26 protein-coding genes and 2 pseudogenes are annotated in these 25,379 nt (G+C 60.0%); 10 read left to right on the forward strand and 18 right to left on the reverse strand.

Features of this window, described 5'->3' with window-relative positions; translation table 11 throughout:
- Nucleotides 1-81: 81 nt before the first annotated feature.
- A complete protein-coding gene (locus tag AB5I78_RS22800) occupies nt 82-618 on the forward strand; it encodes a hypothetical protein (RefSeq protein ID WP_370003815.1) in 537 nt (178 codons plus the stop codon).
- A gap of 116 nt (nt 619-734) precedes the next feature.
- Here AB5I78_RS22800 and AB5I78_RS22805 read toward each other — a convergent pair whose 3' ends face one another.
- From AB5I78_RS22805 to AB5I78_RS22815, 3 genes and pseudogenes are all read right to left on the reverse strand, one after another.
- On the reverse strand, nt 735-1,304 hold the full coding sequence (locus tag AB5I78_RS22805) for a methyl-accepting chemotaxis protein (RefSeq protein ID WP_370004803.1): 570 nt from the start codon (nt 1,302-1,304) through the stop codon (nt 735-737).
- A pseudogene (locus AB5I78_RS22810) lies at nt 1,278-2,054 on the reverse strand (PAS domain-containing protein); the annotation flags it as partial. The pseudogene AB5I78_RS22810 and the gene AB5I78_RS22805, both read right to left, overlap by 27 nt.
- A gap of 168 nt (nt 2,055-2,222) precedes the next feature.
- A complete protein-coding gene (locus AB5I78_RS22815) occupies nt 2,223-3,092 on the reverse strand; it encodes a LysR family transcriptional regulator (protein WP_370003816.1) in 870 nt (289 codons plus the stop codon).
- Between the two features lie 96 nt (nt 3,093-3,188).
- Here AB5I78_RS22815 and gstA point away from each other — a divergent pair, with 96 nt between their 5' ends.
- Complete coding sequence (gene gstA, locus AB5I78_RS22820; protein ID WP_370003818.1) at nt 3,189-3,791, forward strand: glutathione transferase GstA; 603 nt, start codon at nt 3,189-3,191, stop codon at nt 3,789-3,791.
- Nucleotides 3,792-4,074: 283 nt separating this feature from the next.
- On the opposite strand, the gene AB5I78_RS22825 is transcribed toward gstA, so the two are convergent.
- From AB5I78_RS22825 to AB5I78_RS22850, 6 genes are all read right to left on the reverse strand, one after another.
- Nucleotides 4,075-4,344, reverse strand: a complete 270-nt coding sequence (locus AB5I78_RS22825; RefSeq protein ID WP_370003821.1) for a hypothetical protein — start codon at nt 4,342-4,344, stop codon at nt 4,075-4,077.
- Nucleotides 4,345-4,559: 215 nt separating this feature from the next.
- Entirely contained in the window at nt 4,560-5,486 is a 927-nt protein-coding gene (locus AB5I78_RS22830) for an aliphatic sulfonate ABC transporter substrate-binding protein (protein WP_370003824.1), read from the reverse strand.
- Nucleotides 5,486-6,499 (reverse strand): ABC transporter substrate-binding protein, encoded by a 1,014-nt coding sequence (locus tag AB5I78_RS22835; RefSeq protein ID WP_370003827.1) that lies wholly within the window; start codon nt 6,497-6,499, stop codon nt 5,486-5,488. The genes AB5I78_RS22830 and AB5I78_RS22835 overlap by 1 nt, the downstream gene beginning before the upstream one ends.
- A 65-nt stretch (nt 6,500-6,564) precedes the next feature.
- Nucleotides 6,565-7,368, reverse strand: coding sequence for a sigma-70 family RNA polymerase sigma factor (locus AB5I78_RS22840; protein ID WP_370003829.1), 804 nt, complete (start codon nt 7,366-7,368; stop codon nt 6,565-6,567).
- A 108-nt stretch (nt 7,369-7,476) separates the two neighbouring features.
- A complete protein-coding gene (locus AB5I78_RS22845) occupies nt 7,477-8,268 on the reverse strand; it encodes a phosphate/phosphite/phosphonate ABC transporter substrate-binding protein (protein WP_370003831.1) in 792 nt (263 codons plus the stop codon).
- Nucleotides 8,269-8,277: 9 nt separating this feature from the next.
- A complete protein-coding gene (locus tag AB5I78_RS22850) occupies nt 8,278-9,207 on the reverse strand; it encodes a fatty acid desaturase (RefSeq protein ID WP_370003834.1) in 930 nt (309 codons plus the stop codon).
- A gap of 301 nt (nt 9,208-9,508) precedes the next feature.
- On the opposite strand from AB5I78_RS22850, the gene AB5I78_RS22855 reads away from it, so the two are divergent.
- Together AB5I78_RS22855 and AB5I78_RS22860 are read left to right on the forward strand one after the other, a co-directional pair.
- The gene (locus AB5I78_RS22855) at nt 9,509-9,940 is read left to right on the forward strand and encodes a GNAT family N-acetyltransferase (RefSeq protein ID WP_145159499.1); all 432 of its coding nucleotides are present in this window, start codon (nt 9,509-9,511) and stop codon (nt 9,938-9,940) included.
- A 66-nt stretch (nt 9,941-10,006) separates the two neighbouring features.
- Nucleotides 10,007-10,825, forward strand: a complete 819-nt coding sequence (locus AB5I78_RS22860) for a class I SAM-dependent methyltransferase (protein ID WP_370003837.1) — start codon at nt 10,007-10,009, stop codon at nt 10,823-10,825.
- A 135-nt stretch (nt 10,826-10,960) separates the two neighbouring features.
- On the opposite strand, the gene def is transcribed toward AB5I78_RS22860, so the two are convergent.
- The 3 genes from def to AB5I78_RS22875 all read right to left on the reverse strand — a co-directional run bounded on the left by def (nt 10,961) and on the right by AB5I78_RS22875 (nt 12,832).
- The gene (def, locus tag AB5I78_RS22865; protein ID WP_145159503.1) at nt 10,961-11,500 is read right to left on the reverse strand and encodes a peptide deformylase; all 540 of its coding nucleotides are present in this window, start codon (nt 11,498-11,500) and stop codon (nt 10,961-10,963) included.
- Nucleotides 11,497-12,465, reverse strand: a complete 969-nt coding sequence (locus AB5I78_RS22870; RefSeq protein WP_262210425.1) for a YihY/virulence factor BrkB family protein — start codon at nt 12,463-12,465, stop codon at nt 11,497-11,499. The genes def and AB5I78_RS22870 overlap by 4 nt, the downstream gene beginning before the upstream one ends.
- 181 nt (nt 12,466-12,646) lie before the next feature.
- Nucleotides 12,647-12,832: a CsbD family protein gene (locus AB5I78_RS22875; protein ID WP_076015848.1), complete on the reverse strand. Its 186-nt coding sequence runs from the start codon at nt 12,830-12,832 to the stop codon at nt 12,647-12,649.
- Between the two features lie 198 nt (nt 12,833-13,030).
- Between AB5I78_RS22875 and AB5I78_RS22880 the strand changes: the two genes are divergently transcribed.
- Nucleotides 13,031-13,408, forward strand: coding sequence for a hypothetical protein (locus tag AB5I78_RS22880; RefSeq protein ID WP_262210422.1), 378 nt, complete (start codon nt 13,031-13,033; stop codon nt 13,406-13,408).
- Nucleotides 13,409-13,574: 166 nt separating this feature from the next.
- Here AB5I78_RS22880 and fadD1 read toward each other — a convergent pair.
- Nucleotides 13,575-15,265, reverse strand: a pseudogene (fadD1, locus tag AB5I78_RS22885) (long-chain-fatty-acid--CoA ligase FadD1).
- Between the two features lie 388 nt (nt 15,266-15,653).
- Nucleotides 15,654-17,342, reverse strand: coding sequence for a long-chain-fatty-acid--CoA ligase FadD2 (gene fadD2 / locus AB5I78_RS22890; RefSeq protein ID WP_370003842.1), 1,689 nt, complete (start codon nt 17,340-17,342; stop codon nt 15,654-15,656).
- Between the two features lie 222 nt (nt 17,343-17,564).
- Here fadD2 and AB5I78_RS22895 point away from each other — a divergent pair, with 222 nt between their 5' ends.
- Together AB5I78_RS22895 and AB5I78_RS22900 are read left to right on the forward strand one after the other, a co-directional pair.
- Nucleotides 17,565-18,509: a lysophospholipase gene (locus AB5I78_RS22895; protein WP_370003845.1), complete on the forward strand. Its 945-nt coding sequence runs from the start codon at nt 17,565-17,567 to the stop codon at nt 18,507-18,509.
- A gap of 71 nt (nt 18,510-18,580) precedes the next feature.
- Nucleotides 18,581-19,051, forward strand: a complete 471-nt coding sequence (locus tag AB5I78_RS22900; RefSeq protein WP_003175719.1) for a MaoC family dehydratase — start codon at nt 18,581-18,583, stop codon at nt 19,049-19,051.
- Between the two features lie 68 nt (nt 19,052-19,119).
- On the opposite strand, the gene AB5I78_RS22905 is transcribed toward AB5I78_RS22900, so the two are convergent.
- Nucleotides 19,120-19,587, reverse strand: a complete 468-nt coding sequence (locus tag AB5I78_RS22905) for a PA2169 family four-helix-bundle protein (protein ID WP_145159513.1) — start codon at nt 19,585-19,587, stop codon at nt 19,120-19,122.
- 205 nt (nt 19,588-19,792) lie between these two features.
- Between AB5I78_RS22905 and AB5I78_RS22910 the strand changes: the two genes are divergently transcribed.
- Nucleotides 19,793-20,029, forward strand: coding sequence for a DUF3820 family protein (locus AB5I78_RS22910; RefSeq protein ID WP_017139191.1), 237 nt, complete (start codon nt 19,793-19,795; stop codon nt 20,027-20,029).
- Between the two features lie 10 nt (nt 20,030-20,039).
- Nucleotides 20,040-21,215, forward strand: a complete 1,176-nt coding sequence (locus AB5I78_RS22915) for an aminotransferase class V-fold PLP-dependent enzyme (RefSeq protein WP_370003851.1) — start codon at nt 20,040-20,042, stop codon at nt 21,213-21,215.
- 202 nt (nt 21,216-21,417) lie between these two features.
- Here the strand turns inward: AB5I78_RS22915 and AB5I78_RS22920 are convergent, their stop codons facing one another.
- From AB5I78_RS22920 to zwf, 3 genes are read right to left on the reverse strand one after another with little or no spacing between them, the layout of a single operon-like run.
- Nucleotides 21,418-22,083, reverse strand: a complete 666-nt coding sequence (locus tag AB5I78_RS22920; RefSeq protein WP_106578446.1) for a bifunctional 4-hydroxy-2-oxoglutarate aldolase/2-dehydro-3-deoxy-phosphogluconate aldolase — start codon at nt 22,081-22,083, stop codon at nt 21,418-21,420.
- Between the two features lie 17 nt (nt 22,084-22,100).
- Nucleotides 22,101-22,814 carry a 6-phosphogluconolactonase gene (gene pgl, locus AB5I78_RS22925; RefSeq protein ID WP_145159519.1) on the reverse strand — a complete coding sequence of 238 codons (714 nt, stop codon included), beginning with the start codon at nt 22,812-22,814 and terminating at the stop codon, nt 22,101-22,103.
- Nucleotides 22,801-24,267: a glucose-6-phosphate dehydrogenase gene (zwf, locus tag AB5I78_RS22930; protein WP_106578444.1), complete on the reverse strand. Its 1,467-nt coding sequence runs from the start codon at nt 24,265-24,267 to the stop codon at nt 22,801-22,803. Before zwf ends, pgl begins: the two co-directional genes overlap by 14 nt.
- A 219-nt stretch (nt 24,268-24,486) precedes the next feature.
- Between zwf and AB5I78_RS22935 the strand changes: the two genes are divergently transcribed.
- Complete coding sequence (locus AB5I78_RS22935) at nt 24,487-25,347, forward strand: MurR/RpiR family transcriptional regulator (RefSeq protein ID WP_170039859.1); 861 nt, start codon at nt 24,487-24,489, stop codon at nt 25,345-25,347.
- The last annotated feature ends 32 nt before the right edge of the window (nt 25,348-25,379 follow it).

A 25,379-nucleotide genomic window follows, 5' to 3' on the forward strand; every position in this document is an offset into this window, starting at 1 on the left:
CCCCAATAAAAACGGGCACATCGCCCTCGGCATGCTATTTGCTCCGCCTGAAAGACCGAACACATCCTCAGGTGACCGATCATGCTGGTTAACAACAACGCCCAAGCGGTGTCGACCGTCCAACAGCTCAAGCGACCCGACATGGACCCCGCCAATGCCGCCGCCAGCACGCTGTACAGCGGCGCCCTGCAAGCGGCGCAGCAAAGCGTGACCGCACCGGCCGCGCAGAAGGACCTGGACAAGGCCAACGACCGTATCGACGAAGCCTTTGCCAAGACCCGTGTGCAGTTGCAAGCCAGCACGGCGGCAACGACCGCCACTACGTCATCCACCACGACGGCAACAAGCACTGATGTGCCTGCCGCCGGCTCGACCACCAGCAGCGCGCGCGCCGACTTCACCGACTACATGAACAAATCCCCGGCCGAACGCATTCGCGAACAGCTGCTCAAGGAGCAGGGTTTAACCGAAGAGCAGGTGCAAGCCATGCCGCAGGAAAAACAGGACGCGATTGCCAAGCAAGTGGCTGATCGTGTGAAGCAGCAGCAAGAACAGCAAGTAGCGGCGAAAGCCACGGACCCGGCGCAGTCGGTGAAAGAAACCCTGGCTGCGATTTAACCGACACGCCCAATCAAACTGTGGGAGCTGGCTTGCCTGCGATAGCCTCACCTGGGTGTACTTGATACACCGGGGTGTCTGCATCGCAGGCAAGCCAGCTCCCACAGGGACCGTGCTTACTGCAGTTGCAGGGTCGAGTTGAACTGACTGATCGCATCCACCACATGCCGTGACCCTTCCTGAATTTCCAGGATCACCTGCCCCGCTTCATTCGCCAGCTCCACCCCAAGCCCGGTGCGGCTCAGGCTCGACTGCATGCTCGAGACTGCGCTCAGCGACAGGTCGTGGTTCTTGCGCACCACCTCCACAATCTCCACCGTCGCCTGGCTGGTACGCGCCGCAAGGCTGCGCACTTCATCGGCCACCACCGCAAACCCGCGCCCATGCTCGCCGGCCCGCGCAGCTTCAATGGCCGCGTTGAGCGCGAGCATATTGGTCTGCTCGGCGATGCTGCGAATGGTCTGCACGATGGAGCCGATGATGTCCGACTGCTTGCTCACCGCATCGATGCTCTGGGCCGCCTGGTTCAGGTCGTGGGAAATCTCTTCGATGATCTGCACGGTTTGCTGCACCACCTCCGAGCCCTTGCGTGCGCAGGCGTCGTTTTGTACTGAGGTGGCATGGGCCGAGTCGGCGGCGGTACGCAGGGTGGTGACCTGATCGGTGATGTCACTGGCAAACTTCACCACTTTGTACAGGCGCCCATTGGTATCGAAGATCGGGTTGTAGGAGGCCTCCAGAAACAGGGTTTTGCCGTACTTGTTTTTGCGTTCAAAGCGGTGGGAATGGTATTCGCCGCGGTTGAGCGAGGCCCAAAAGGCCTTGTACGCCGGGGCTTCCACTTCGCCGCGATGGCAAAACATGCTGTGGTGCTGGCCAATGATTTCTTCGCGGGAATACTGCACGGTGCGCAAAAAGTTGTCGTTGGCGTTGATGATCTGGCCTTGTGGGGTGAACTCGATCACGGCCATGGACCGGCTGATCGCGTCGATCAGGCTCTGGTTCTCGTGTTCATGGTGAACCCGCGCAGAAATGTCCGACGCCACTTTGATCACGCTCAGCACCTGATTGCTGCTGTCCAGCACCGGCATGTAGCTGGCCTCGAGCCACACTTCTTCACCGCGCTTGTTCAAGCGCATGAACGTGCCGCTGAGCGCTTCACCCCGCGCCAGGTCGCGCCACAACTTGGCGTAGGTCTCGGTGTGGGTGTACGCCTCTTCGCAAAAGATGCGGTGATGTTTGCCGCGAACCTCCTCCACGCTGTAGCCCATGGTTTTGCAGAAGTTGAGATTGGCGTCGAGGATCACGCCGTTGCGGTCGAACTCGATCATCGCCATGGAGCGGCTGATGGCAGCCAGCTTGGCGTTGGCTTCGGTGAGGGCACAGGAAAAACGTTCGATTTCTTGCAGGTCGGATTTGTGATGGCGGTTGAACATGGTCAGATCACCCTAGATTCCCAGCGCCTGAGACGGCGCATTCCATTCTTCAGTTGGCTATTGCTGGCACACCGTCATGGGGAAAAAACCATCCGAATCGCTTTACATGCCAAGCGTCATCAACGGTTGTGGGTGAGCATAGACAGGGCATGGCGCTATGCAAGGCCACTAGTCAGCCAGCATTTTTAACAATGCACCGACCGCCGCCGAGGGTGGAAGGGTCGGTGAACCGACCAAGGCAAACTCACGGTACAACGGCACCGTCAGCGGCATCACGCGCAGGCCATTGCGCTGCGCCGGCAAGGCCATTTCCGGTACCAGCGTGACACCGACGCCCTCGCGCACCAGGCTGTAGGCGCTGCTCCATTCACGTACTTCCACGCGGATATCGCGCAGGCGCAAACCGGCGTCGGCCGCCAGGCTGCGGGCATTCGCGGTACAGCCGCCGGTGGCCAGTACGAAGGGTTGTTCGAGCAAGGCTTCGAGCGCCACGCTGGCATCCTCCGCGCGCTGCGCCAGTGCATGGTGGGTCGGCAGCACTGCCATCCACAGGTCGCGCCCCAATACCGTGGCGTTGCGCTCGGGCTTGGGGTTGAGCACCACGCCCAAATCGATCAGGCCCGCGTCGAGCAAGGTGTGCACTTCGCTGTCGGTCACTTCCAGGGTGGTGACCTCGATACCCGGGTTCAACTGACGGAAACGCTGCAGCAACGGCGTCAGAAAAGTCGCCAGCACCTTCGGAAAACTGGCGATGCGAATGTTCCCCCGCAGCAGCGGGCGCGCTTCATCCACCGTGGTGCGAATGGCCTGCAACGCACCCATCATCACCCGCGCCTGCGCGATCACATTGAGCCCAAGCGCTGTGGGCAACGTCTTGCGCGGTTCACGGGTAAACAGTTGCGCGCCCAGCGTCGCCTCCATGGACGCCATGGCCTGGCTGGCGGCGGACTGCGTCATGCCCACCTGTTCGGCAGCCGCCGTGATGCTGCCGTGGTCGGCGACGGCCACCAGCAGGCGCCAGTGCATCAGGTTCATCATGGCAGTAGCTGTCCTTATGGATGGGGTCTGCAGGTTTAATTTTACGCACGGTGCCACGCCCGCGAGACTGGCGCAAACCCAACGGAGTCGCCTTTGATGAAACTGTATTTTTTCCCCAACGCCTGTTCGCTCGCCCCGCATATCGTGCTGCGCGAATTGGCGCTGCCGTTCGAGCTGGTGCAGGTGAACAACCAGGCTAAAACCTTCGGCAACGGCGAAGATTTCCTGCAGATCAACCCCAAGGGCTACGTGGCGGCGCTGCAACTGGACAACGGCGATGTGCTGACCGAAGCCAGTGCCATCCTGCAATACCTGGCCGACCTCAAACCCGCCGCCCTGCTCGCCCCGGCCAATGGCAGTTGGCAACGCGTACGGTTGCAGGAATGGCTGAACTTTATCGCCAGTGAGATTCATGGCGGGTTGGCGATTTTCTTCAACCCGGCCATTCAAGGCGAAGTGCGGGCGATGTTTGTGGCCACGCTGTTCAAGCGCTTTGCGATTCTGGTGCAGACACTGGAGCGTCAGGATTACCTGCTGGGCGAGCAGTATTCAGTGGCGGATGCGTATTTGTTTGTGGTGCTGCGTTGGGCGGGTGTCCACGCTATTGATTTGCAGCAGTGGCCGGCGTTGGCGGCGTTTCAACACAGAGTGGGTGAGCGCCAGGCTGTGATCGAGGCCTTGGCTGCCGAAAATCCATGACCTGAAATGCAATCAACCCTGTGGGAGCAGGCTTGCTCGCGAATGCGGTGGGTCAGTCAGCACATGCATCAGCTGATACACCGCCTTCGCGAGCAAGCCCGCTCCCACAGTTGATCTGCTTCGTTTCAAAGAAAGGGTTTCAAGCTGCCATTGGTGATGAACGCACTCAGCGCCAGCACATCCACCGAGCCCGACCGGTCCTGATCCAGATGCGCCACTTGGCTGCGCACCGCGTCATGGATCCGCCGCGTGCCCTGCCCCAATCGCGATACACAACGCAGGTCTACCGGCGGGTCTTGTCGACCACCGCCAGCGCCTGCCCGGCGTAGTCTTCCACCCGATCGGCCACCGGCGTGTCCACCGCGGCACCGAGCCCGGTGAAGTGGCCGTTGATGCCGCCGCCAGAAATCAGGTGAGTGCGCGGCTCGATCACCGCCTCGCCACGGCCCTGAAGCGCCAGGCTGGCCTGGATGGCGGTGAGGATTTCTTCGTTGGACAGGTTGAGCGCGTCGATGTCCAGGCCGTTGAGAAAGTCGATGTAGATCGGTTGCATGGTCTGCTCACTGATGGGAGGTTTTATAGCTGGTTGTGGCGAGCGGGCTTGCCCCGCGTTGGGCTGCGAAGCGGCCCCATTCCAGACCTGCGCGCGTCCCCTGACACACTGCGGTGAATGGGTTTGGGGCTGCTGCGCAGCCCAACGCGGGGCAAGCCCGCTCGCCACAACAAGCCCGCTCGCCACGGGAAGCCCGGTCGCTTGGGCCGCAGGATTCAGGGGGCCTTGAACACGATCTGCTGCACATCGACCTTCTTCGGGATCAGGCCATTGGCAAAAAACAGGTCGGCAGTGCGTTGCTGGTTGGCGATGTCGACGGCTTCCAGCGGACGAATCGGCGCGGGTGAGCGGTGTTCGAAGTAGCTTTTAACCACCGCCGGTGGCAGGCCCAGGGTCTTGGCCATCAGCGCAATACTTTGCTCGGGTTGGTCCAGGGACAGGCGCTGGGCCTTGGCCAGGGTGTTGATAATCGTGCCGACCGCTTGCGGGTGCTGTTTGGCAAACGGGCTGCTGACCACGAAGAAACTGCCCGCCGGGTTGAGGCCTTGGCCATCGCCCAGCACGCGGGCGGAACCGTCGACCACGGCCGCGGAGTAGTACGGGTCCCACACTACCCAGGCGTCGACCTTGCCTTGTTCAAACGCGGCACGGCCATCGGACGGCGACAGGTACACCACGTCGACATCCTTCCACTGCAAACCGGCGCGCAGCAGGCTCTTGAGGAACAGGTTGTGTGCGCTGGAACCCTTGAGCAGCGCCACGCGCTTGCCCTTGAGCTCGGCCACGCTCTGAATCGCGCTGGCTTTGGGCACCAACACCGCTTCGGTCTTGCCCTCGTTCGGCTCGACCGCGAAGTACTGCAAATCAATGCCGGCGGCCTGGGCGAAGATCGGCGGGATGTCGCCGATGTTGCCGATGTCCAGGCTGCCGCCGTTCAGTGCTTCGATCAGCGGCGGGCCGCCGAGGAATTCGATCCATTGCACCTGGGTGCCCGGCAGCGCGTCTTCAAACAACTTGTGCTCGCGGGCCAGCACCATGCTCACCGAGCTTTTCTGGTAGCCGATGCGCAACGTGGAAGGTTCGGCGGCGAGCACATGGCTGGCCACCAGCGAAAGAACCACAACAGCGAGGGCTTTAAGCATCAGAGGGCTCCCTTGAGCTTGGCCGCGATATCTGCCGGCACCCATTGCTGCCAGACGTTCGGCTGCTCTTTGAGGAACGCCAGCGCGACCTGGCGTGGCTGTTCACGTTTCTCGCTCATCTGCGCAAGGATGCCGTTGAGCAGGTCGATCGGCAGGTCGACTTTTTCAAAGAACGTGACCAGTTGCGGGTACTGCGCCTTGAACGGCGCCGACACGCCAATCGCCAGGTGCGCCGGCATCGAGCGGGTGCCGATGGGGTGCGGGTTATTGGCGTTGGCCAGGGTTTTCCAGGCCTCGGCGTTGAACGGCGGTTCTTCCAGTTTGATCAGCTTGAAACGCCCCAGCAGCGGAGTGGGCGACCAGTAGTAGAACAACACCGGTTTGCCGCGGCGGATCGACGACGCCACTTCGGCATCCAGCGCCGCGCCGGAGCCGGTGCGGAAGTTGACGAAGGTGTCGGTCAGGCCATACGCCTTGAGCTTCTGGCTGTTGACGATTTCCGAGGTCCAGCCGGTGGGGCTGTTGAGAAAGCGGCCTTTGCTTGGGTCTTCGGGGTCGCGGAACACGTTCTTGTAACGCGACAGGTCGGCCACCGACTTGAGGTCCGGCGCCAGGGGTTTGATGCCGCGCTCGGCGTCGCCCTTGATCACGTATTCGGGCACCCACCAGCCTTCGGTGGCGCCTTTGACCGTGTCGCCCAGGCCGAACACTTTGCCTTCGCTTTCGGCCTTGACCCATGCCGGACTGCGCCCGGCCCACTCTTCGCCGATCACTTGAATGTCGTCCTTGGCCAGCGCGGCCTCCAGGCTCACGGTGCTGCCGGGCAAGGTGTCGGTGGGCAGGCCGTAGCCTTTTTCGACGATCAGGCGCAGCACTTCGGTGATCAGGCTGCCGCTTTCCCAGGTGATGTCGGCGAAGTGGATCGGTTTGACGGCGTCGGCGGCGTGGGCCGGCTGGGCCAGGACGGTCAGTGCCAGCAGCGAACCACCGAGCAGGTTTTTTAGTGTTTTCATGAGTAGCCTCTTGGAGATTCGATTCACAACGCATTCAAAGTGGGCAGGGTCACTGAGTGAAGCCTTCAGGCCGCATTGACGGTTACCCACAACCCGGTGCGGCGGGTGATGTGGATCGGCAAGGTGCGCGCCAGGGTGTCGAGGATTTGCTGCGGGTTGTCCAGCCGATAAAGGCCGCTGACGCGCAAGCCGGCGACTGACGGGTCCAGGCGCAACACGCCACGGTGATAGGGCCGCAACGCGTCGATGACTTCCGCCAACGGGCGGTCGCGCACTTGCAGCAAGCCGTCGATCCACGCCGTGGCGCCGGCCGAACTGACCCGCACCGGGCCGAAGCCGGCGCGGTCGAAATGCACTTCATGGCCGGCGGCGAGTGGCAGGCAACGGTTGAGCGCGCGGGCCATGTAGTCGCTGACCGAGCGTTGGGAAATCCCCAGTTCGGCGGCAATCTCGGGATACGTCAGGCCATTGAGTTGCGACAGCAGGAAGGTCGCCTTGACCTTGGCAGGCAAGCCGTCGAGCAACTGGTCGATGGCCTGCAAGGCTTCGAGCATGTGCGCCAGGTCTTCGGGAGACGGCGCGGTGCAGGCTTCGTCATTGTCCAGGGCATCGAGATACGCGCGCTCCAGATCGCGCCGGCGCCACAGCTGGTACATCAGGCGCTGGGCGATGGTGGTGAGCAAGGCGCGGGGCTGGCGTATCGGCACCACGCCTGGCGAACTCAGCAGTTGGACGAAGGTGTCGGCGGCGATGTCTTCGGCGTGGGCACGCGAATCGAGATGGCGGTGCAAACGGCTGCACAGCCAGTCGTAATGACTGCGGAACAATCCGCCCACGTAATCGCTGTGAGAAGTGTCGGCGCCGGACATAGTGGCTCCATCTGAGTAGGTTGCGCGTTATGTCCGGTGTTCCGGTGGAGCGATCCTAGCAAGGCTGCTTATTCTTTAATAATATTTAAAAAGTATTTTTATATAACCTTATTGAAGCTTCGAATAACCCGCGTTGACCGCCTGTTGCTGGTAATCCAACAGCACGCGGTAGTCGTCTTCGCGGGCGGGCAGCACTTGCTGGATACCCAGCGTGTCGACCACCTGCGGTAAATCCTGCAACGCCAGGTTCATCGCCTCGCGGATCTGCGCCACATGCTCATCGCTCAGCCCAAGCGGCCCAATGTAAGGCAAGGTCGGGCTCGGCGCGCTGCGGGTGACGATGCGCAGCCCCGCCACTTCCTGCGGGGCGAAACGCGCCAGGTAGTCGTAGGTGACGCTGTCGATGGCGGCGAGGTCGGCAAGGTTTTCGCGCAGCCAGCGCAGGCTTTCACGGTGGGCGCCGCTGATGCCGACGCTGGCAAAGAAACGGCCGCCGCGCTGCAACGGCGCGAGGCGTTCGCGCAGCAGGTTCATGCCGCTGTTGGAGTCATGGCCGTTGATCACGCCACGGCTGTGGTAGAAGTCCGCCAGCGCGGTGCGCGGGTTGTCGTCGCGGGTGAGCAGCAGGCTGCAATGTGCGCCCTGGCGGCTGTGGGCCAACTCGTAGCGTGGGCGACCGATCACGCGCACCTGGCCGCGCAGTTGGGTCATCAGCGGATAGCCGCAGGTTTGCGTGACGAGCAGTTCGGGCGCCAGCCACAGGCCGTGCAGGTCGAGGTGGTCGGCGTTGCGGCGGCTCAGGTTCAGACGCTCGACTATCCGCGCCAGCCACTGCTGGTTGGCGCGCTGCACCGCTTCGGGGGCGACGTACATCAGCAGTTCGGCGTAGTGATCACTCATGAGCGTCTCTCAGGCAAAAGGGTGCCGGGGGCTGTCGATGGCCTTGAGGCCGTGGCGGCTGATCAATTGGCCGTAGCCCTGCACCACAAACCCGCCGCTGCGCGCCACCCATTGTTCGCGGCGGGCGCGGTAGACGGTGGGCAGCAAGTACCAGGGCAGTTTCGGCAAGTCATGGTGCACCAGGTGCAGGTTGTTGTTGAGGAACAGCCAGGTCCAGGGCCAGGCCGCTTCGTTGAGGACGGTGCGCTGTTCCGGCTGCCGGTGTGGACGGTGCTCATAGTAGGAACGGATCGACGCCAGGGACAAGGCCGGCACGCTGACCAGCAGCAGGTAATGCCACACCGGCAGTGCGCTGCAGTGGGCGATGAAGCTCAGCATCAATAAAGTCACCACGCCGTGGGCCAGCCACATCGGCCAAACGTGGGGCAAGCGTTGAAGCTCATGACGCGCCAGTCGGCCAATTGCCAACGGCGCCGCGAGCAGGAACCGGCCGAGCACGGTTTTGGTCAACCAATGCACGCGGCGTTTGAGCAACGAGCTGTTGTCCCATTGCGACTGGTTGAGGTAGCGGCTTTCCGGGTCGATGCCCGGCAGCGTCAGGTCTTCATCGTTGTGGTGCAACAAATGGCTTTCGCGGTACAGCGTGTAGGGATACCACACGGCAAATGGCGCATAGCCGAGCAGTTTGTTTACAAGAAGCGAGCGGGTGGGATGGCCGTGGAGCAATTCGTGTTGCACCGACAGCCACAGCGTCACCAACGGGATCAGCAGCAGGGTGCTCAGCCACAGGCCCAGCCATTGACTGGCGAGCATCACGGCGAACCAGCCTGTGTACACGCCGATCAGCAACAGCCAGGTCGGCCATTCGGTTCGGGCGGTAAAACGGTGCACCAGGGCTTCGATTTCCCGGCGCTGGGTCAGATCAAGGTAGTTGGCCATCGGCAGCTCAGAGCAGGTGTTTCCTGCTCTGTGCATTGAGGCTCGAAAATCTTGCAGACCGTTTGGTTCTAAGCTTGTAACTCAGTGACCGAACAGGCCTGTGTCGGACTTCTTGGCTTTTTTGTCGGCGCGTTTTTCATCGGCGGTTTTTGCCGGTTTCTTCTTCGCGGCTTTCTTTGAATCCATACCTTTGGCCATGATGCATGCTCAACTGAAGGGGATGTAACAGTGGGTATACCACCTATTGCCGGGCAGAAGGCGCTTATAATCCCCGGCCCTTGATATTGCTCGCTTGAAGACCATGCCCGAACTGCACCTCGAACCGCTGGCAGCGCCGCTGTGGCCGCTGCTCAACAAGTTTTACCGTAGCCATGATTCGTCGATGAAGGCCATCAAAGGTGGGCGTCTATGGGTGGCGCGCGACGGCGAAATCGTGGCCGGGTTGTGCCTGAGCCCGGTGGTGGGTGGGCAGTGGCTGACCGGGGTGTTTGTGGACCCCGCGTATCGCGGCAATGGGTTGGCGGCGCGGCTGATTCTGCAGGCTGTGGCCGAGGTGGAAGGCACAGTCTGGCTGCTGTGCCATCCGGATCTGGAAGGTGTGTACCAGCGCATGGGCTTCACTCAGGACACGGTGCTGCCACAATCGCTCAGCGAGCGGCTGGTGCGCTACAAACGCAATAAACCCATGATCGCCATGGGGCTTATAACCAAGGGTGAGGTGCACCTCGGATAATGTGTGATCGCCCGGCAGAGGGCCCATGCTAGCCTCGACGGCACAGTGGCCCCTTACAGGATGATCATGAAAACGACGCTTGCAGCTTTGTCCCTCACCGCCCTGCTCGTTCCAACGCTCAGCCAGGCAGCCGACGCACCGATTACCGCCAAGCAGTACGCCAGCGTGCTCGCCGGCAGCTGGCGCGACCCGGCCAACAGCGCGCGCGATGTTTACCGTCATCCGCAGCAAACGTTGGAATTCTTTGGCTTGGGCGCCCAGCAGACGGTGATCGAAATCACCCCGGGCGGCGGCTGGTACAGCGAGGTGCTGGCGCCGTTGCTCAAGGACCATGGGCATTACGTGGCCGCCGTGCAGGCTGCGAGCAGCAGTGCTTACGCCGCGACGTCCGAACAGAACCTGAAAAACAAATTCGCCGCCGACCCTGCGCGTTATGCCAAGGCCGAGGTTGTCGAGTTCGATCCCAAGGCGCCGGTGTTCGGTAAGCCTGCGTCGGCCGATGCCGTACTGACCTTTCGCAATGTGCATAACTGGGTTGACGCGGGCACCGCGCCGGCCACCTTCAGCGCGTTCTACACGGTGCTCAAGCCCGGTGGGGTGCTGGGCGTGGAGGATCATCGGGCCAAGGACGGGGCGGATCTGGAAGCGATCAAGGACAGTGGTTACCTGACCACCGCGCAGGTGGTGAAGCTGGCAACGGACGCCGGGTTCAAGCTGGCGGGGCAAAGCGAGGTGAATGCCAACCCGAAGGACACCAAGGATTACCCCGGTGGGGTGTGGACCTTGCCGCCGGCATTGAAGTTGGGTGAGCAGGACAAGGCCAAGTATGTGGCGATTGGCGAGTCGGATCGGATGACGTTGCGGTTTGTGAAACCGGCGAAATAACCCGCTTGAAATGCAATGCAAATGTGGGAGCGGGCTTGCTCGCGAATGTGGAGTATCAGTCACAGGATATGTCACTAATACACCGCCTTCGCGAGCAAGCCCGCTCCCACATTTGGATCTCATTGGGCCTGAAAGCTATTCGTCAGCCTTCGGATCCATGTCCGGAAACATCACTTCAATGAACCCGAACTTGCTGAAGTCGGTAATCCGCGAGGGATACAACCGGCCGATCAGGTGATCGCATTCATGCTGCACCACGCGCGCATGGAAACCCTCGGCGATGCGTGTGATCGGCTCGCCCTTAGGGTCGAAACCCTCGTAGCGAATCTGCTGATAACGGTCTACCGCGCCACGCAGGCCGGGCACGGACAAGCAACCTTCATAGCCCTCTTCCACCACCGGGCTGAGCGGGGTGATCAACGGGTTGATCAGGATAGTCTGCGGCACCGGCGGCGCATCCGGGTAACGCTCGCTGGCCTCGAAACCAAAGATCACCAGTTGCAGATCGACGCCGATCTGCGGTGCGGCCAGGCCAACGCCGCCGACGTGTTCCATGGTCTGGAACATGTCGTCAATCAACTGCCAAAGCTCGGGGCTGTCGAACATTTCCGGCGGAACCGGCGGTGCAATACGCAGCAGGCGCTCATCGCCCATTTTCAGGATTTCACGGATCATCGATCAGGCTCAATGGGTGTGGGCTTGGAGTGGTCCCGGCCTAGGCCTGAGACGTGCTGTTTTTCATCCGTGTCAGAAACGTGTTCAGCGGGTTCATCGAACTCTTTTTCTCCCGGGTCCTTGCCTTCAGTCGACATGTGTTCGATCACGGCATTCATCTCCGCGCCCAGCAGCAGCACCGCGGCGGAAATATAGAAGTACAGGAGCAGGACGATGATCGCACCGATACTGCCATACATGGCGTTGTAGTCGGCGAAGGTTTTAACGTAGTAGCCAAAGCCCAGGGAAGCAACGATCCAGACCACCACGGCGAGCACCGAGCCTGGCGTGATGAAGCGGAACTTCTGCTCCACATCGGGCATCACGTAATACATGAGGGCCACGGCGAACATCAGCAAAATCACAATCAGTGGCCAGCGCAGGATGGTCCATAAGGTCACCACGAATTCCTGCATGCCGATCTGCCCGGCGAGCCATTCCATCACCTGCGGGCCAAGCACCATCAACGCGGCGGCGGCGAGCAGCATGCCGGCGATGCCGACGGTGTAGAACACCGAGAGCGGGAAGCGCTTCCAGATCGGACGGCCTTCGACCACATCGTAGGCGGCGTTCATCGCGCTCATCATCAGCCGTACACCGGCGGAGGCGGTCCACAGGGCGATCACGATACCCACGGAGAGCAAGCCACCTTTGGACTGCTGCAATTGGTCGATCACCGGGTTGACCTGCTCCAGCGCCTGGGGCGGCAGCACCAGTTCCGATTGCATGCGCAGCCAGGTGAAGAAGTCCGGCAGGTGCAGGAAACCGATCAGGGCGATAAGGAACAGCAGGAAGGGAAACAACGAGAACAGCATCTGGTAGGCCAGTGCCGAGGCATAGGTGGGCATTTCGTCATCGACGAATTCCTTGACGGTGCGCACCAGCACCTTATGCAGGGGTAAACCTTGTAGTACCGGAAAAATCATAGCGTCTCCTTTCGCCGCAAAAGGGTGAGGTCGTGGGCGACTCAGGGGCCGTTTTCTACATCAAAAGTAGCCTACTTGGCGACTTTGAAACAATTACCAGATTTTAGTTGCAGCATCTGACATAAAAACGGCCATCCGTGGATGGCCGTCGGGCTGCACGCATACAGCCAGCGATTCAGACTTACTTGGTGGCTTTTTTTACCGCATCTTTGGTGTCGCCCACCGCTTTCTGCACTTCGCCTTTCTTTTCTTGAACCACGCCTTCGGCGCGCAGCTTGTCGTTGCCAGTCACTTTGCCAACACCTTGCTTGACGTTGCCGACGGCTTCGTTAGCCAAACCTTTTGCCTTATCCGATGTGCTGCTCATGGTATTTCTCCTGGAACAATCGAGGTTTTTGGTCATTACGTAGAGATTGACCCGAGGCTGTTCGGCAGAGTTTCAATTATTTTTCGACCGGCATTTCATCGCCGCCTGCAGGTTTGGCTTTATGTTTTGCAGCCAACCCACGAGAATGCCCCGCACATTCAGGCTATAACGCTGAATAACAGATCCCGTAGGAAGGTTATGAAACTCAATAAAGCACAGGCTATCGCCCGCAGAAACCAGGAACTGGGCGGTGCCGTACTCGGCCTCAACAACTGCCACTTCACCGACCTGGACCGCAAACGCAACATCTGGTGGTTCGACCTGCCGGTGGGCCGTATTGCCGTGGGCCAGTACGAGTGGATTCACCTGTTGATGCACAACGCCGAGTCCGATCAGTTGCTGCACCTGAAGGTGCCGACAGCATTTTTGCGTGAAAAACTTGAAGGCCTGGTGGTGCGCAATGCAGGCAAGCGCAGCCCGGAGATCACTCTGGAGCTGAGCGCGGACAAGGATTCGTTCCTTACCGATGTGCGCCCGGCGGGTTCGGGTGTGAGCTTCGCGCAGTTTGCGGTGTAAAGACGCAGATCAACAATGTGGGAGCGGGCTTGCTCGCGAATGCGGTGTGTCAGTCGCCGGATGTGTTACTGACCCACCGCTTTCGCGAGCAAGCACGCTCGCACATTTGGATTGCATTCCAATCCAGGCAATAAAAACCCCCGCAATTGCGGGGGTTTTTATTGGGTTACTTTTTCAGGCCAAGCTTCTTCAGTTCTTCATCACGCAACTCACGTCGCAGGATCTTGCCCACGTTGGTGGTCGGCAACGCATCACGAAACTCAACGGCCTTGGGCACCTTGTAGCCGGTGACATTGGCGCGCATGTGCTCCATCACCTGGTCTTTGGTCAGGGTGGCACCGGGCTTGACCACGATGAAGATCTTGATGTGCTCACCGGATTTTTCATCCGGCACGCCGATGGCCGCGCACTGCAGCACGCCCGGCAAGGTTGCCAGCACATCTTCCAGCTCGTTGGGATAGACGTTGAAGCCGGAGACCAGAATCATGTCTTTCTTGCGATCGACGATGCGCATGTAGCCGTCAGGCTGGATGATCGCGATGTCGCCGGTCTTCAACCAGCCTTCGCTGTCGAGGATTTCGGCGGTAGCGTCTTCGCGCTGCCAGTAGCCCTTCATCACTTGCGGGCCTTTGACGCACAGTTCGCCGATTTCACCGAGGGCCAGCTCGACGCCGTCGTCGGTGATGACTTTGCACACAGTCGATGGCACTGGAATGCCGATGGTGCCGATCTGGATGTTCTGGATCGGATTGACCGTCGCCACCGGGCTGGTTTCGGTCATGCCGTAGCCTTCGCAGATGTTGCAACCGGTCACGTCTTTCCAACGTTCGGCCGCAGCCAGTTGCAGGGCCATGCCGCCGGACAGGGTGACTTTCAGCGCAGAGAAGTCCAGCTTGCGGAAGCCTTCGTTGTTGCACAGCGCCACGAACAACGTGTTGAGGCCGACAAAGCCGCTGAACTTCCACTTCGACAGTTCCTTGACCATCGCCGGCAAGTCGCGCGGGTTGCTGATCAGGATGTTGTGGTTGCCGATCAGCATCATCGCCATGCAATGAAAGGTGAAGGCATAGATGTGGTACAGCGGCAGCGGCGTGATCAGGATTTCGCAACCTTCGTTGAGGTTGGAGCCCATCAGCGCTTTGCACTGCAGCATGTTGGCGACCAGGTTGCGGTGGGTGAGCATCGCGCCCTTGGCCACGCCGGTGGTGCCGCCGGTGTATTGCAGCACGGCAACATCGCTGCTGGCCGGGCTGGCATCATTGACCGCCTGGCCGTGCCCCTTCGCCAGCACGTCGTTGAACTTGATCGCCTTGGGCAAGTGATAGGCCGGGACCATTTTCTTCACGTACTTGATGACGCTGTTGATCAGCAGGCGCTTGAACGGCGACAACAGGTCGGCGACTTCGGTGACGATCACGTGTTTGACGGCGGTCTTGGGCACGACTTTTTCAGCCAGGTGCGCCATGTTCGCCAGGCAGACCAGAGCCTTGGCCCGGAATCATTGAATTGGTGTTCCATTTCCCGCGCGGTATACAGCGGGTTGGTGTTAACCACGATCAGGCCGGCACGGATGGCGCCGAACACGGCAACCGGGTATTGCAGGACGTTGGGCAGTTGCACGGCGATGCGATCGCCAGGCTTCAAGTCGGTATGTTGTTGCAGGTAAGCGGCGAAAGCACCGGACAATTCGTACAGTTCACCGTAGGTGATTGTTTTGCCCAGGTTGCTGAAAGCCGGCTTGTCGGCGAAGCGCTGGCAGGACTGTTTCAGTACCGCCTGAATATTTGGATACTCGTCTGGATTGATGTCTGCAGCAATCCCGGCGGGGTACTTATCCTTCCAAAAGTCTTCGTTCATGGAAGCCCACTCCTCAGCGACGCGAATTCATCATCGCATTTGATGCGATTATTATTGGTGTATGTTTTTTTAAAGGTGAGTCTGGCGCTTTCAAGCAGGCCGAGAAGTCACAAAGCGCGCCGAGAGTAGCAGCTTTGCCAAGGGCCGCCTAGAGCCAAAAGGGGCCCCTACGGTCATAAACATGACTGTCCTACAATATTTGGTCACACTTTAAGCAGCGATGAAATATCCCAGCAAAAGGCTCTGGAATAGGGTTTTCAGGGCAGTAAATAACAATGTGGGAGGAGGCTTGCCGCCGATGGCGGTGTTTCAGCCAACACATCTGCTGACTGATACGCCGCCATCGGGGCAAGCCCCCTCCCACATTTTGAGTGGATTTCAATCAGGGTCAGGCGATGTCGCGAAGCTCCCTGCGCAAAATCTTGCCCACCGGCGTCATCGGCAGCGAGTCGCGCAACACAATATGCTTGGGCACTTTGTACCCGGTGAAATTGGTCTTGCAGTACGCCTTCAGTTCTTCAAGGCTCACGCCTTGGGTACGCGCCACGACAAACAGCTTCACCGCCTCCCCGGTGCGGTCATCCGGCACGCCGATGACCGCGCAGTTGGCCACCGCCGGGTGGGCCATCACCACGTCTTCGATCTCGTTGGGATAAACGTTGAAGCCCGAAACGATGATCAGGTCTTTCTTGCGATCAACGATGCTGACGAAGCCATCGTTGTCGATCACCGCAATATCACCCGTCTTGAACCAACCGTCGGCGTCCAGCGCCTCGGCGGTAGCGGCCGGCTGCTGCCAGTAACCCTTCATCACCTGCGGGCCCTTGATGCACAGCTCGCCGCGCTCACCCAATGGCAGCTCGTGCCCGTCATCGTCGATCACCTTCATCCCTGTACCCGGCACTGGAATCCCCACCGTGCCCAGGCGCGATTGGCTGCCGTACGGGTTGGTGCTGGCCACGGGTGAGGTTTCTGTCAGGCCGTAGCCTTCGCCGATGGAACACCCGGTCACCGCCTTCCAGCGCTCGGCCGTGGCCTTGATCAGGGCGGTGCCGCCGGAGTTGGTGATCTTGAGGTGGGAGAAATCCAGGGTCTTGAAGTCGGGGTGGTCCAGCAGTGCCACAAACAGGGTGTTGAGCCCCAGCAGGCAGGAGAACCGCCACTTTTTCAGCTCTTTGATGAACCCGCCGATGTCGCGCGGGTTGGTGATCAGCACGTTGTGGTTGCCGGTCACCATCATGCACATGCAGTTCGCCGTGAAGGCATAGATGTGGTACAGCGGCAGCGGCGCGATCATCACCTCCTGCCCTTCCTTTACCAGCGGCTGGCCATCGTCGGTGACCTGGGACATGCACGCCCGGACCTGCTGCATATTCGCAACCAGGTTGCCGTGAGTGAGCATCGCGCCCTTGGCCAGGCCAGTGGTGCCGCCGGTGTATTGCAGCACGGCGATGTCATCCAGCGTGACCGGATGCCGGATCAACCCCTGCCCCGCGCCCATGCGCAACGCGCGTTTAAACGACACCGCCCGTGGCAGGTGGTAGGCCGGGACCATTTTCTTGACTTTGTCGACCACGGTGTTGATCAACCAGCCCTTGGCAGCCGGCATGAAGTCGCCCATTTTGGCTTCGATCAGGTAGTCGATCTCGGTGTCGGCGCACACCTCCTGCACCCTCGCACCAAACAGGTTGAGGTACACCAGCGCACGCACGCCGGCATCCTTGAACTGGTGACGCATCTCGCGCGGGGTGTACAACGGGTTGGTGTTGACCACGATCAGCCCGGCGCGCAGTGCGCCGAACACGGCAATCGGGTAATGCAGCACGTTGGGCAGCTGCACCGCGATACGCTCGCCCGGCTTGAGGTCGGTGTGTTGCTGCAGGTAACCGGCGAACGCTGCACTCTGGCGCTCAAGCTCGGCGTAGGTCAGGGTGATGCCCATGTTGCTGAACGCCGGACGGTCGGCAAAGGCCTTGCAGGAACGTTCGAAGACTTCGATCACCGACTTGTACGTGGTGAGATCGATGTCGCTGGGAACGCCCGCGGCGCGTTTGTCATTCCAGAAATCAGGTTGCATTATTCTTGTCCTCTTACCTGAGTGTGTCCGACCGCTGCAGCGATAAAAAACGTGCTGCTATAAAAAGCGGAGCTTTGGGGACGTTAGCAGCTATGGCCAAACAGGCAAATACAGGAAAGAGCGTCATTAATTGCGTGAATCTTCCTACAAGGGCCTGCACTGATCAGACGCAAGCCCGAGGATGAGCTATACACTGCAACGACCCTGAGCAAAGGAAGCGCCATGAACCACAGCACCTTCTGGCTGACCGCGAATGACCGCAGCCGCCTGTACGTCAATCAATGGCTGCCGGAAGGCGAGACCCGGGCAATCATCATGCTGTCCCACGGCATGGCCGAGCACAGTGGTCGATATTCACGCCTGGCCCAAGCCCTGTGCGGTGCCGGTTACGGCCTGTATGCGCTGGACCAGCGCGGTCATGGCCGCACCGCCGATGAAGGCACGCTGGGGCTGTACGCCGAAAAGGACGGCTGGAACAAAGTGGTGGGCGACCTGGCCAGCCTCAACCAGCACATCGGCCAGCAGCAGCCAGGGCTGCCCATTATTCTGCTGGGCCACAGCATGGGCAGCTACATCGCCCAGGCCTACCTGCTGCACCACAGCGCCAGCCTGAATGGCGCGATTCTCAGCGGTTCGAATTTCCAGCCGATTGCGCTGTACCGCACGGCGGCGGTGATTGCTCGTATCGAACGGGCACGCCAGGGCTTGCGCGGGCGCAGTGCGCTGATCGAGTTCCTGTCGTTCGGCTCGTTCAATAAAGCCTTCAAGCCCAACCGAACGGCGTTTGATTGGCTCAGTCGCGACCCGGTCGAGGTCGACCAGTACATCACCGACCCGCTTTGCGGCTTTCGTTGCACCAACCAGTTGTGGATCGACCTGCTGGGCGGCTTGCAGCAAATCAGCAAAGCGTCCAATCTCGCGCAGATCGATCCGGGCCTGCCGATCCTGGTGATGGGCGGCGAATGTGATCCGGTGAGTGAAGGCAAGCGTCTCAAAAGCCTGGCCCATGCGTTGCGTGAGGCCGGCTGTCAGCACCTGCAATTGAATATCTACCCGCAGGCGCGTCATGAAGTGTTCAACGAAACCAACCGTGATGAAGTCACAGCGGATGTACTGGCGTGGTTGCAACAGGCTCTGACCTTGCGCAGGCCGACCCGCTGCGAATAGCTTTTCGTTTAAAATCAAACGCTTAAAATCATACTGTTTAATTACTGATTAGCCACAGGATGCACCCCGAGATGACTCAGGTTACCAACACCCCGTACGAAGCCCTCGAAGTCGGTCAGACCGCCAGCTACAGCAAGACCGTCGAAGAGCGTGATATCCAGTTGTTTGCCGCGATGTCCGGCGACCACAACCCGGTGCACCTGGATGCCGAGTACGCCAAGGCGACCATGTTCAAGGAGCGTATCGCCCACGGCATGTTCAGCGGCGCCCTGATCAGCGCGGCCGTTGCCTGCGAGCTGCCTGGGCCGGGCACTATCTATATCGGCCAGCAGATGAGCTTCCAGAAGCCGGTGAAAATCGGCGACACCTTGACCGTGCGTCTGGAAATCCTCGAGAAGCTGCCCAAGTTTCGCGTGCGCATCGCCACTCGCGTGTTCAACCAACGCGATGAGTTGGTAGTGGACGGTGAGGCGGAAATCCTCGCACCCCGCAAGCAGCAGGTGGTGACATTGACCGAACTGCCGCCGATCAGCATCGGCTGATGCCTGGGTATAAAAATCGCCCATAAAAAAGCCCCGCATCAGCGGGGCTTTTTCTAATCAGGCGCGACTCAAGACTGAGCGCGAGCCTGGTTACGCAGGGCTTTCACCTGGTCGTGGTTACGTTGGGCGCCGTGGAACTGACGCTCAACCAGGTCACGAATACCCAGCAGGTTGTGCTTGTTGATCTTCTCGATCGCTTCTTTGTAAGCCTTCAGTGCGTGGTCTTCACCGCGCTCGGCTTCGTTCAGCACGGCTTCTTCATCTTTGCCGGTAACCATCGATTTCACGTCGACCCAACCACGGTGCAGTGCGCCGGCAACCGAACCGGAATTTTCCGGATCGCCACCCAGGGCTTTCACAGCGGTTTGCAGCTCAGCGGCAGCGCTGGCGCAATCGGCGGCACGTTTCTGGAAGAGCGCTTTGAGCTCTGGGTGCTTGATGTCTTCAGCACAAGTTGCGAAGCCTTTCTGGCCGTCTTTGCTGGTCTCGATCAGGTCGTTAAGTACAGAGATCGATTCTTTGTTGATGTCAGTCATTTTTCAATTCCTTGTGCGGGTTAAGAAACGTGTATTAATGATTGCAGCGCCCGTGCCAAGTTTTAAAAAACAATTTTTTCCTTATTTTTCAACAAGATAAAAATTATTGAACCATCTGTATGCGAGTTATTTGCATGATCTGTCATTTGGCCTTCATGCAGAATGCCTGTATTTTCCAAGGTCTCGACTTGAACGCTTGAAGCCCATGAACCCCGAAAAACTCGAATTGCTGATCACCCGCGAAATGCCCTTCGGCAAATACAAGGGACGGATCATCGCCGACTTGCCCGGCCCCTACCTGAACTGGTTTGCCCGTGAGGGTTTCCCTCACGGCGAGTTGGGCGGCTTGCTGGCGTTGATGCAGGAAATCGACCACAACGGCCTGTCCGAACTATTGGAACCGCTGCGCGTAAAGCACGGCAAACCTGCCCCCCGCCACTGAGAGCCTCGCCATGCCAAGGAATGCAGATAACGAACGTCACTGGCAGGCCATTGCCCAAAGCTATGAGCTGGAACCTGGCCCGATCAATCTGGAAAACGGCTACTTCGGGCGTATGAGCCACGCGGTACGGGCGCAGTACCTGGAGCACGTCGCGTTTATCAACCGCAGCAACTCACTGTATGTGCGCCAGCGCTTTGAGCAGGGTGAAAACGACGAGGTGCGCCGCCAACTGGCCGGACTGATCGACGCCGACCCGGAGTCGATTGCGTTCACCCGCAATGCCACAGAAGCTTTGCAGTCACTGATCCGCAACTACAACAACCTGCAACCGGGCGACCAAGTGCTGATCAGCGACCTGGAGTACGACACGGTCAAAGGCGCGATGCGCTGGCTGGCGGGCTATCGCGGCGTGGAGGTGATCGAGTTATCCCACACTCACCCGGCCAGTTTCGACAGCCTGGTGCAGACTTATCGCACTGCGTTTGTGCAGTACCCACGCCTCAAGTTGATGGCCCTGACCCACGTGACCCACCGCACCGGCCTGGTAATGCCCGTCGAGGCGATTGCCACAGCCGCACGTGAGCACGGCGTGGATGTGATCCTCGATGGCGCCCACGCCCTGGGCCAGATCGAATTCAACCTCGCCCAACTGGGCATCCAGTTCGCCGGCTTCAATTTGCACAAATGGATCGGCGCGCCGCTGACTCTGGGCTTTCTGTACATCGCCCCGGAGCGCCTGGCCGATATCGACCCGGACATGGGCGAGTGTCATTACCCGGCCACCGATGTTCGCGCGCGTACGCCCTACAGCACACCGAATTTCCCGGCGCTGATGACCTTGCCGCTGGTGCTGCAAGAGCACCGTGCACTGGGTGGCTCGGCGGCCAAGGGCGCACGGGTCAATTACCTGCGGGATCTGTGGGTGAACCCGGTGCGTCAGTTGCCGGGCATCGAGGTGCTGACGCCGGATGACCCACGGCTGTATTGCGGGATCACGGGGTTCAAGTTCACCGGCCGTGATCAGCAGGTGATGGCGGATCGGTTGCTCAAGGACTACGACCTGTTTACCACCACCCGTGTCGGCGCGGCCTTTGGCAGCTGCATTCGGGTGACGCCGGGGTTGGTGACTTCGGCGGCGGACATCGATGCCCTGGTCAAAGCAATAACCGAGCTAAGCGCGGACTGAAATGTGGGAGCGGGCTTGCTCGCGAATAGGCTGGGTCAGTCGACGAATAGGCCAACTGAACCAGCGCATTCGCGAGCAAGCCCGCTCCCACATTGATCGGCGTTGAATTTGAGGTTTTCTACAGGCAAAAAAAAGCGGCACACCGACCAAGTGCGCCGCAAAAATGCCGTTAAGCACAGCAACAACGATTCGGTAAATCAGCTCAATCCAGCAGTGCCAGCGCCTGTGCGGTGACTTCCTGGATGCGGGCCCAGTCGCCGTTCTTGATCCACTCCGGATCAAGCATCCAGCTACCGCCCACGCACATCACGTTTTTCAACGCCATGTAGTTTTTGATGTTGGCCGGGCCAACGCCGCCGGTTGGGCAGAATTTCACTTCGCCGAACGGACCACCCAGCGCCTTGATCGCAGCAACGCCGCCACTCACTTCTGCCGGGAACAGCTTGAAGCGGCGATAACCCAGGCCATAGCCTTCCATGATGCCGGAGGCATTGCTGATGCCTGGCAGCAACGGGATCGGGCTGTGCACCGAGGCTTCCAGCAGGTCACGGGTAATGCCTGGCGTGACGATAAACTGCGAGCCGGCCACTTCGGCGGCTTCGAGCATGTGACGGTCGAGCACGGTGCCGGCACCGGTGCACAATTCAGGGCGTTGCTCGCGCAGCACTTGAATCGCCTTGAGGCCGAACTCGGAACGCAAGGTCACTTCCAATGCGGTCAAACCGCCAGCTGCCAGGGCATCGGCCAGCGGCAGGATGTCCTGTTCGCGGGCGATGGTGATCACCGGCAGGATCCGCGCCTTGGCGCAGAGGCTGTCGATCAAGGCAACTTTATCCGCCATGGACACGGTCGGTTGAGGGCTTTTCATAGCGGCTGATCCTTGGCTCATGGGCACCAGTAAATCTCTAAAGTAGGTTGCAAAAACGCGCGAATCGGCATGGCAGCAACGTCATCACTGGCCAGCGCGGCGCTCAAGGTGGTCAATTTTGCGCTGCCGGAAATCGACAGCACGGTGTAGTGGGCCGTGGCCAGCAACGCGCGACTCATGGTCAGGCGCTGGTGTGGCACGGTCGGCGCAAGCATCGGCCAGCAACGGCGGGTACCGTCGGCCTTGAGTGCTTCAGCCAGGTTCGGGCTGTTGGGGAACAGCGACGCGGTGTGGCCGTCATCGCCCATGCCGAGTACCAGCACGTCGATGGCGGGCAACTCTGCCAACTGGCGATCGGCCAGTTCGGCGGCATCTTCAAGCGTGGCCGCAACGTGATACAGGCTGAGGAACTTGGCCTTAGCCGCTGGACCTTGCAGCAAGTATTTCTTCAACAGGCCGGCATTGCTGTCGGCGTGCTCCACCGGCACCCAACGTTCGTCGGCCAGCGTGATGGTGACCTTGGACCAGTCCAGCCCCTGTTTGGCCAGGTTCTGGAAAAACGCCACAGGGCTGCGGCCGCCAGACACCACCAGGGTCGCCTCGCCACGGGCACTGATGGCCGCGCGCAGTTGCTCGGCCACGTCATTGGCCAAGCCATCGGCCAGCAAAACGGGCGTGCGGTACTCATGAGCAGTTACGCCCTGAGGCAGTTTCAATTCAGATATCGCCATACCATGACCTCCCATCCCGCGTGATCAGTGCAATTGAGCTCATCGGCCCCCAGGAACCCGCCGCGTACGGCTTGGGCGCATCACCGGATTTTTTCCACCCGGCGATCAACTGGTCACACCACTTCCACGCGGCTTCGATTTCATCTTTGCGAACAAACAAGTTCTGATTGCCGCGCATTACTTCCAGCAACAACCGCTCGTAGGCATCCGGAATACGGGTGCTGCGATAGGTGTCGGAAAAATTCAGTTGCAGCGGGCCACTGCGCAGCTGCATGCCCTTGTCCAGGCCCTGCTCCTTGGTCATCACACGCAAGGAAATACCTTCGTCCGGCTGCAGGCGGATGATCAGTTTGTTGCTGATCTGCAGGCGCTGCTCGGGGGCGAAGATGTAGTGGGACGGTTCCTTGAAGTGGATGACGATCTGCGACAGCTTTTGCGGCATGCGCTTGCCCGTACGCAGGTAGAACGGCACCCCGGCCCAACGCCAGTTACGGATATCGGCACGCAGGGCGACAAACGTTTCGGTGTCGCTCTGGGTGTTGGAATTCTCTTCTTCCAGGTAACCCGGCACCGGTTTGCCGGCACTGTAGCCGGCGATGTACTGGCCGCGCACCACTTGGGTGGTCAGGCCTTCCGGGCTGATCGGCGCCAGCGCCTTGAGCACCTTGACCTTCTCGTCACGGATGCTGTCGGCGGACAGGTCGGCCGGCGGGTCCATGGCGATCAGGCAAAGCAGTTGCAACAGGTGGTTCTGGATCATGTCGCGCAGCTGGCCGGCCTTGTCGAAGTAACCCCAGCGGCCTTCGATACCGACCTGCTCGGCCACGGTGATTTCCACGTGGGAAATGTAGTGCTGGTTCCACTGGGTTTCGAACAGGCTGTTGGCAAAACGCAACGCGATCAGGTTCTGGACCGTCTCTTTGCCCAGGTAGTGGTCGATACGGTAGGTGCGGTTTTCCGGGAAAAACTGCGCCACGGCGTCGTTGACCTTGCGCGAGGACTCCAGGTCCGAACCGATGGGTTTTTCAAGCACGACGCGGGTGTTTTCCGCCAGGCCGACCTTGGCCAGGTTTTCGCAGATCGCCCCGTAAACAGCCGCCGGGGTGGCGAAATAGGCGATCAAGCGTTGGTCGCTACCGACCTTCTCGGCCAGGCCGACGTAATCGTCGGCTTTCATGAAATCGACATGCACATAGGCCAGGCGCGCGAGGAAGCGTGTCGCCACGGCTTCATCAAGTTCCTTGCCGACGTACTTACGCAGTTCTTTCTCGATGTGGGCCATGTGTTGCTGTTCGGAGCCGGCCTCACGGGCCAGGGCCAGGATGCGCGTGTCGTCGTGCAGGAGGCCCGCGCCATCGAGTTGATAGAGAGCAGGAAATAACTTGCGCAGCGCCAGATCACCCAACGCGCCAAACAGGGCAAAGGTGCAGGGTTCTACGGTTATCGAAGGCATGATGTTTGTTCTTTTATCAAGTTAAGCTACAAATACCTTTTTTCAAGGCATCACTCAAGGAAAAATGTAGTAATAACCACAACATTTTCCCGAAATACGCATTCCGAGTGGTGGTGTTCAGCTACCCTCAGTAGGATAGGCCACCGCAAAGAACCACTCGTCGATTGGTTACCGCCCTTAATTTGCATCGTCGCCCGAAGGAAAGACTGAATGGACCGCGTGCGAAATCTTCTGGAACAGATCCGGAACCGCCTCGAAGAATTGAACAAGGCCGAGAAAAAAGTCGCCGAGGTTATCCTGCTCAACCCGCAGCAGGCGACCCGCTTCTCTATCGCCGCCCTCGCCCAAGCCGCCTCGGTCAGTGAACCGACGGTCAACCGTTTCTGCCGTTCGTTCGGCGTCAGCGGTTACCCTGAACTTAAATTGCAGCTGGCGCAAAGTTTGGCCAGTGGCGCAGCGTATGTCAGCCGCGCCGTCGAAGCCGATGATAACCCTGAGGCCTACACGCAGAAGATCTTTGGCAGCGCGATTGCATCTCTGGACAGCGCCTGCCAGGCCCTGGACCCGGCCCTGATCAGCAAGGCCGTGGACCTGTTGATCCAGGCGCGGCAGATCCATTTCTTTGGCCTTGGCGCTTCAGCCCCGGTGGCCATGGATGCGCTGCACAAATTTTTCCGCTTCAACCTGGCCGTGACCGCCCATGCCGACGTGCTGATGCAGCGCATGATCGCGTCTGTGGCGCATACGGGCGAGCTGTTCGTGATTATTTCCTACACCGGGCGTACCCGTGAGTTGGTGGAAGTGGCGCGCATCGCCCGGGAAAACGGTGCGTCAGTGCTGGGCGTGACCGCCGAGAACTCGCCACTGGCCAAGGCCAGTACGGTAAGCCTGAACATTCCGCTGCCCGAAGACACGGACATCTACATGCCGATGACCTCGCGGATCATCCAGCTCACCGTGCTGGATGTACTGGCGACCGGCATGACCTTGCGCCGCGGGGTGGATTTCCAGCCGCATTTGCGCAAGATCAAAGAGAGCCTGAATGACAGCCGGTATCCGGTGGGGGATGAGTTCAACTAAGCCAGCCTGTGTGCTGGCTTCACTGGCCTCAT

The organism is Pseudomonas sp. N2-3-1-14 (genome assembly GCF_041228395.1).
Classification (GTDB): Bacteria; Pseudomonadota; Gammaproteobacteria; order Pseudomonadales; family Pseudomonadaceae; genus Aquipseudomonas.

Bases quoted from the DNA above. Each gene is read 5' to 3' on its own strand.
- AB5I78_RS22895 (WP_370003845.1), top strand. From the start codon at position 17,565: ATGAACCACAGCACCTTCTGGCTGACCGCGAATGACCGCAGCCGCCTG.
- fadD2 (WP_370003842.1), bottom strand. From the start codon at position 17,342: ATGCAACCTGATTTCTGGAATGACAAACGCGCCGCGGGCGTTCCCAGC.
- AB5I78_RS22900 (WP_003175719.1), top strand. From the start codon at position 18,581: ATGACTCAGGTTACCAACACCCCGTACGAAGCCCTCGAAGTCGGTCAG.
- pgl (WP_145159519.1), bottom strand. From the start codon at position 22,814: ATGGCGATATCTGAATTGAAACTGCCTCAGGGCGTAACTGCTCATGAG.
- AB5I78_RS22870 (WP_262210425.1), bottom strand. From the start codon at position 12,465: ATGATTTTTCCGGTACTACAAGGTTTACCCCTGCATAAGGTGCTGGTG.
- zwf (WP_106578444.1), bottom strand. From the start codon at position 24,267: ATGCCTTCGATAACCGTAGAACCCTGCACCTTTGCCCTGTTTGGCGCG.
- AB5I78_RS22860 (WP_370003837.1), top strand. From the start codon at position 10,007: ATGAAAACGACGCTTGCAGCTTTGTCCCTCACCGCCCTGCTCGTTCCA.
- AB5I78_RS22815 (WP_370003816.1), bottom strand. From the start codon at position 3,092: ATGATGAACCTGATGCACTGGCGCCTGCTGGTGGCCGTCGCCGACCAC.
- AB5I78_RS22855 (WP_145159499.1), top strand. From the start codon at position 9,509: ATGCCCGAACTGCACCTCGAACCGCTGGCAGCGCCGCTGTGGCCGCTG.
- AB5I78_RS22910 (WP_017139191.1), top strand. From the start codon at position 19,793: ATGAACCCCGAAAAACTCGAATTGCTGATCACCCGCGAAATGCCCTTC.
- AB5I78_RS22905 (WP_145159513.1), bottom strand. From the start codon at position 19,587: ATGACTGACATCAACAAAGAATCGATCTCTGTACTTAACGACCTGATC.
- AB5I78_RS22800 (WP_370003815.1), top strand. From the start codon at position 82: ATGCTGGTTAACAACAACGCCCAAGCGGTGTCGACCGTCCAACAGCTC.
- def (WP_145159503.1), bottom strand. From the start codon at position 11,500: ATGATCCGTGAAATCCTGAAAATGGGCGATGAGCGCCTGCTGCGTATT.
- AB5I78_RS22920 (WP_106578446.1), bottom strand. From the start codon at position 22,083: ATGAAAAGCCCTCAACCGACCGTGTCCATGGCGGATAAAGTTGCCTTG.
- AB5I78_RS22915 (WP_370003851.1), top strand. From the start codon at position 20,040: ATGCCAAGGAATGCAGATAACGAACGTCACTGGCAGGCCATTGCCCAA.
- AB5I78_RS22875 (WP_076015848.1), bottom strand. From the start codon at position 12,832: ATGAGCAGCACATCGGATAAGGCAAAAGGTTTGGCTAACGAAGCCGTC.
- AB5I78_RS22830 (WP_370003824.1), bottom strand. From the start codon at position 5,486: ATGCTTAAAGCCCTCGCTGTTGTGGTTCTTTCGCTGGTGGCCAGCCAT.
- AB5I78_RS22825 (WP_370003821.1), bottom strand. From the start codon at position 4,344: ATGCAACCGATCTACATCGACTTTCTCAACGGCCTGGACATCGACGCG.
- AB5I78_RS22845 (WP_370003831.1), bottom strand. From the start codon at position 8,268: ATGAGTGATCACTACGCCGAACTGCTGATGTACGTCGCCCCCGAAGCG.
- AB5I78_RS22880 (WP_262210422.1), top strand. From the start codon at position 13,031: ATGAAACTCAATAAAGCACAGGCTATCGCCCGCAGAAACCAGGAACTG.
- AB5I78_RS22850 (WP_370003834.1), bottom strand. From the start codon at position 9,207: ATGGCCAACTACCTTGATCTGACCCAGCGCCGGGAAATCGAAGCCCTG.
- AB5I78_RS22835 (WP_370003827.1), bottom strand. From the start codon at position 6,499: ATGAAAACACTAAAAAACCTGCTCGGTGGTTCGCTGCTGGCACTGACC.
- gstA (WP_370003818.1), top strand. From the start codon at position 3,189: ATGAAACTGTATTTTTTCCCCAACGCCTGTTCGCTCGCCCCGCATATC.
- AB5I78_RS22840 (WP_370003829.1), bottom strand. From the start codon at position 7,368: ATGTCCGGCGCCGACACTTCTCACAGCGATTACGTGGGCGGATTGTTC.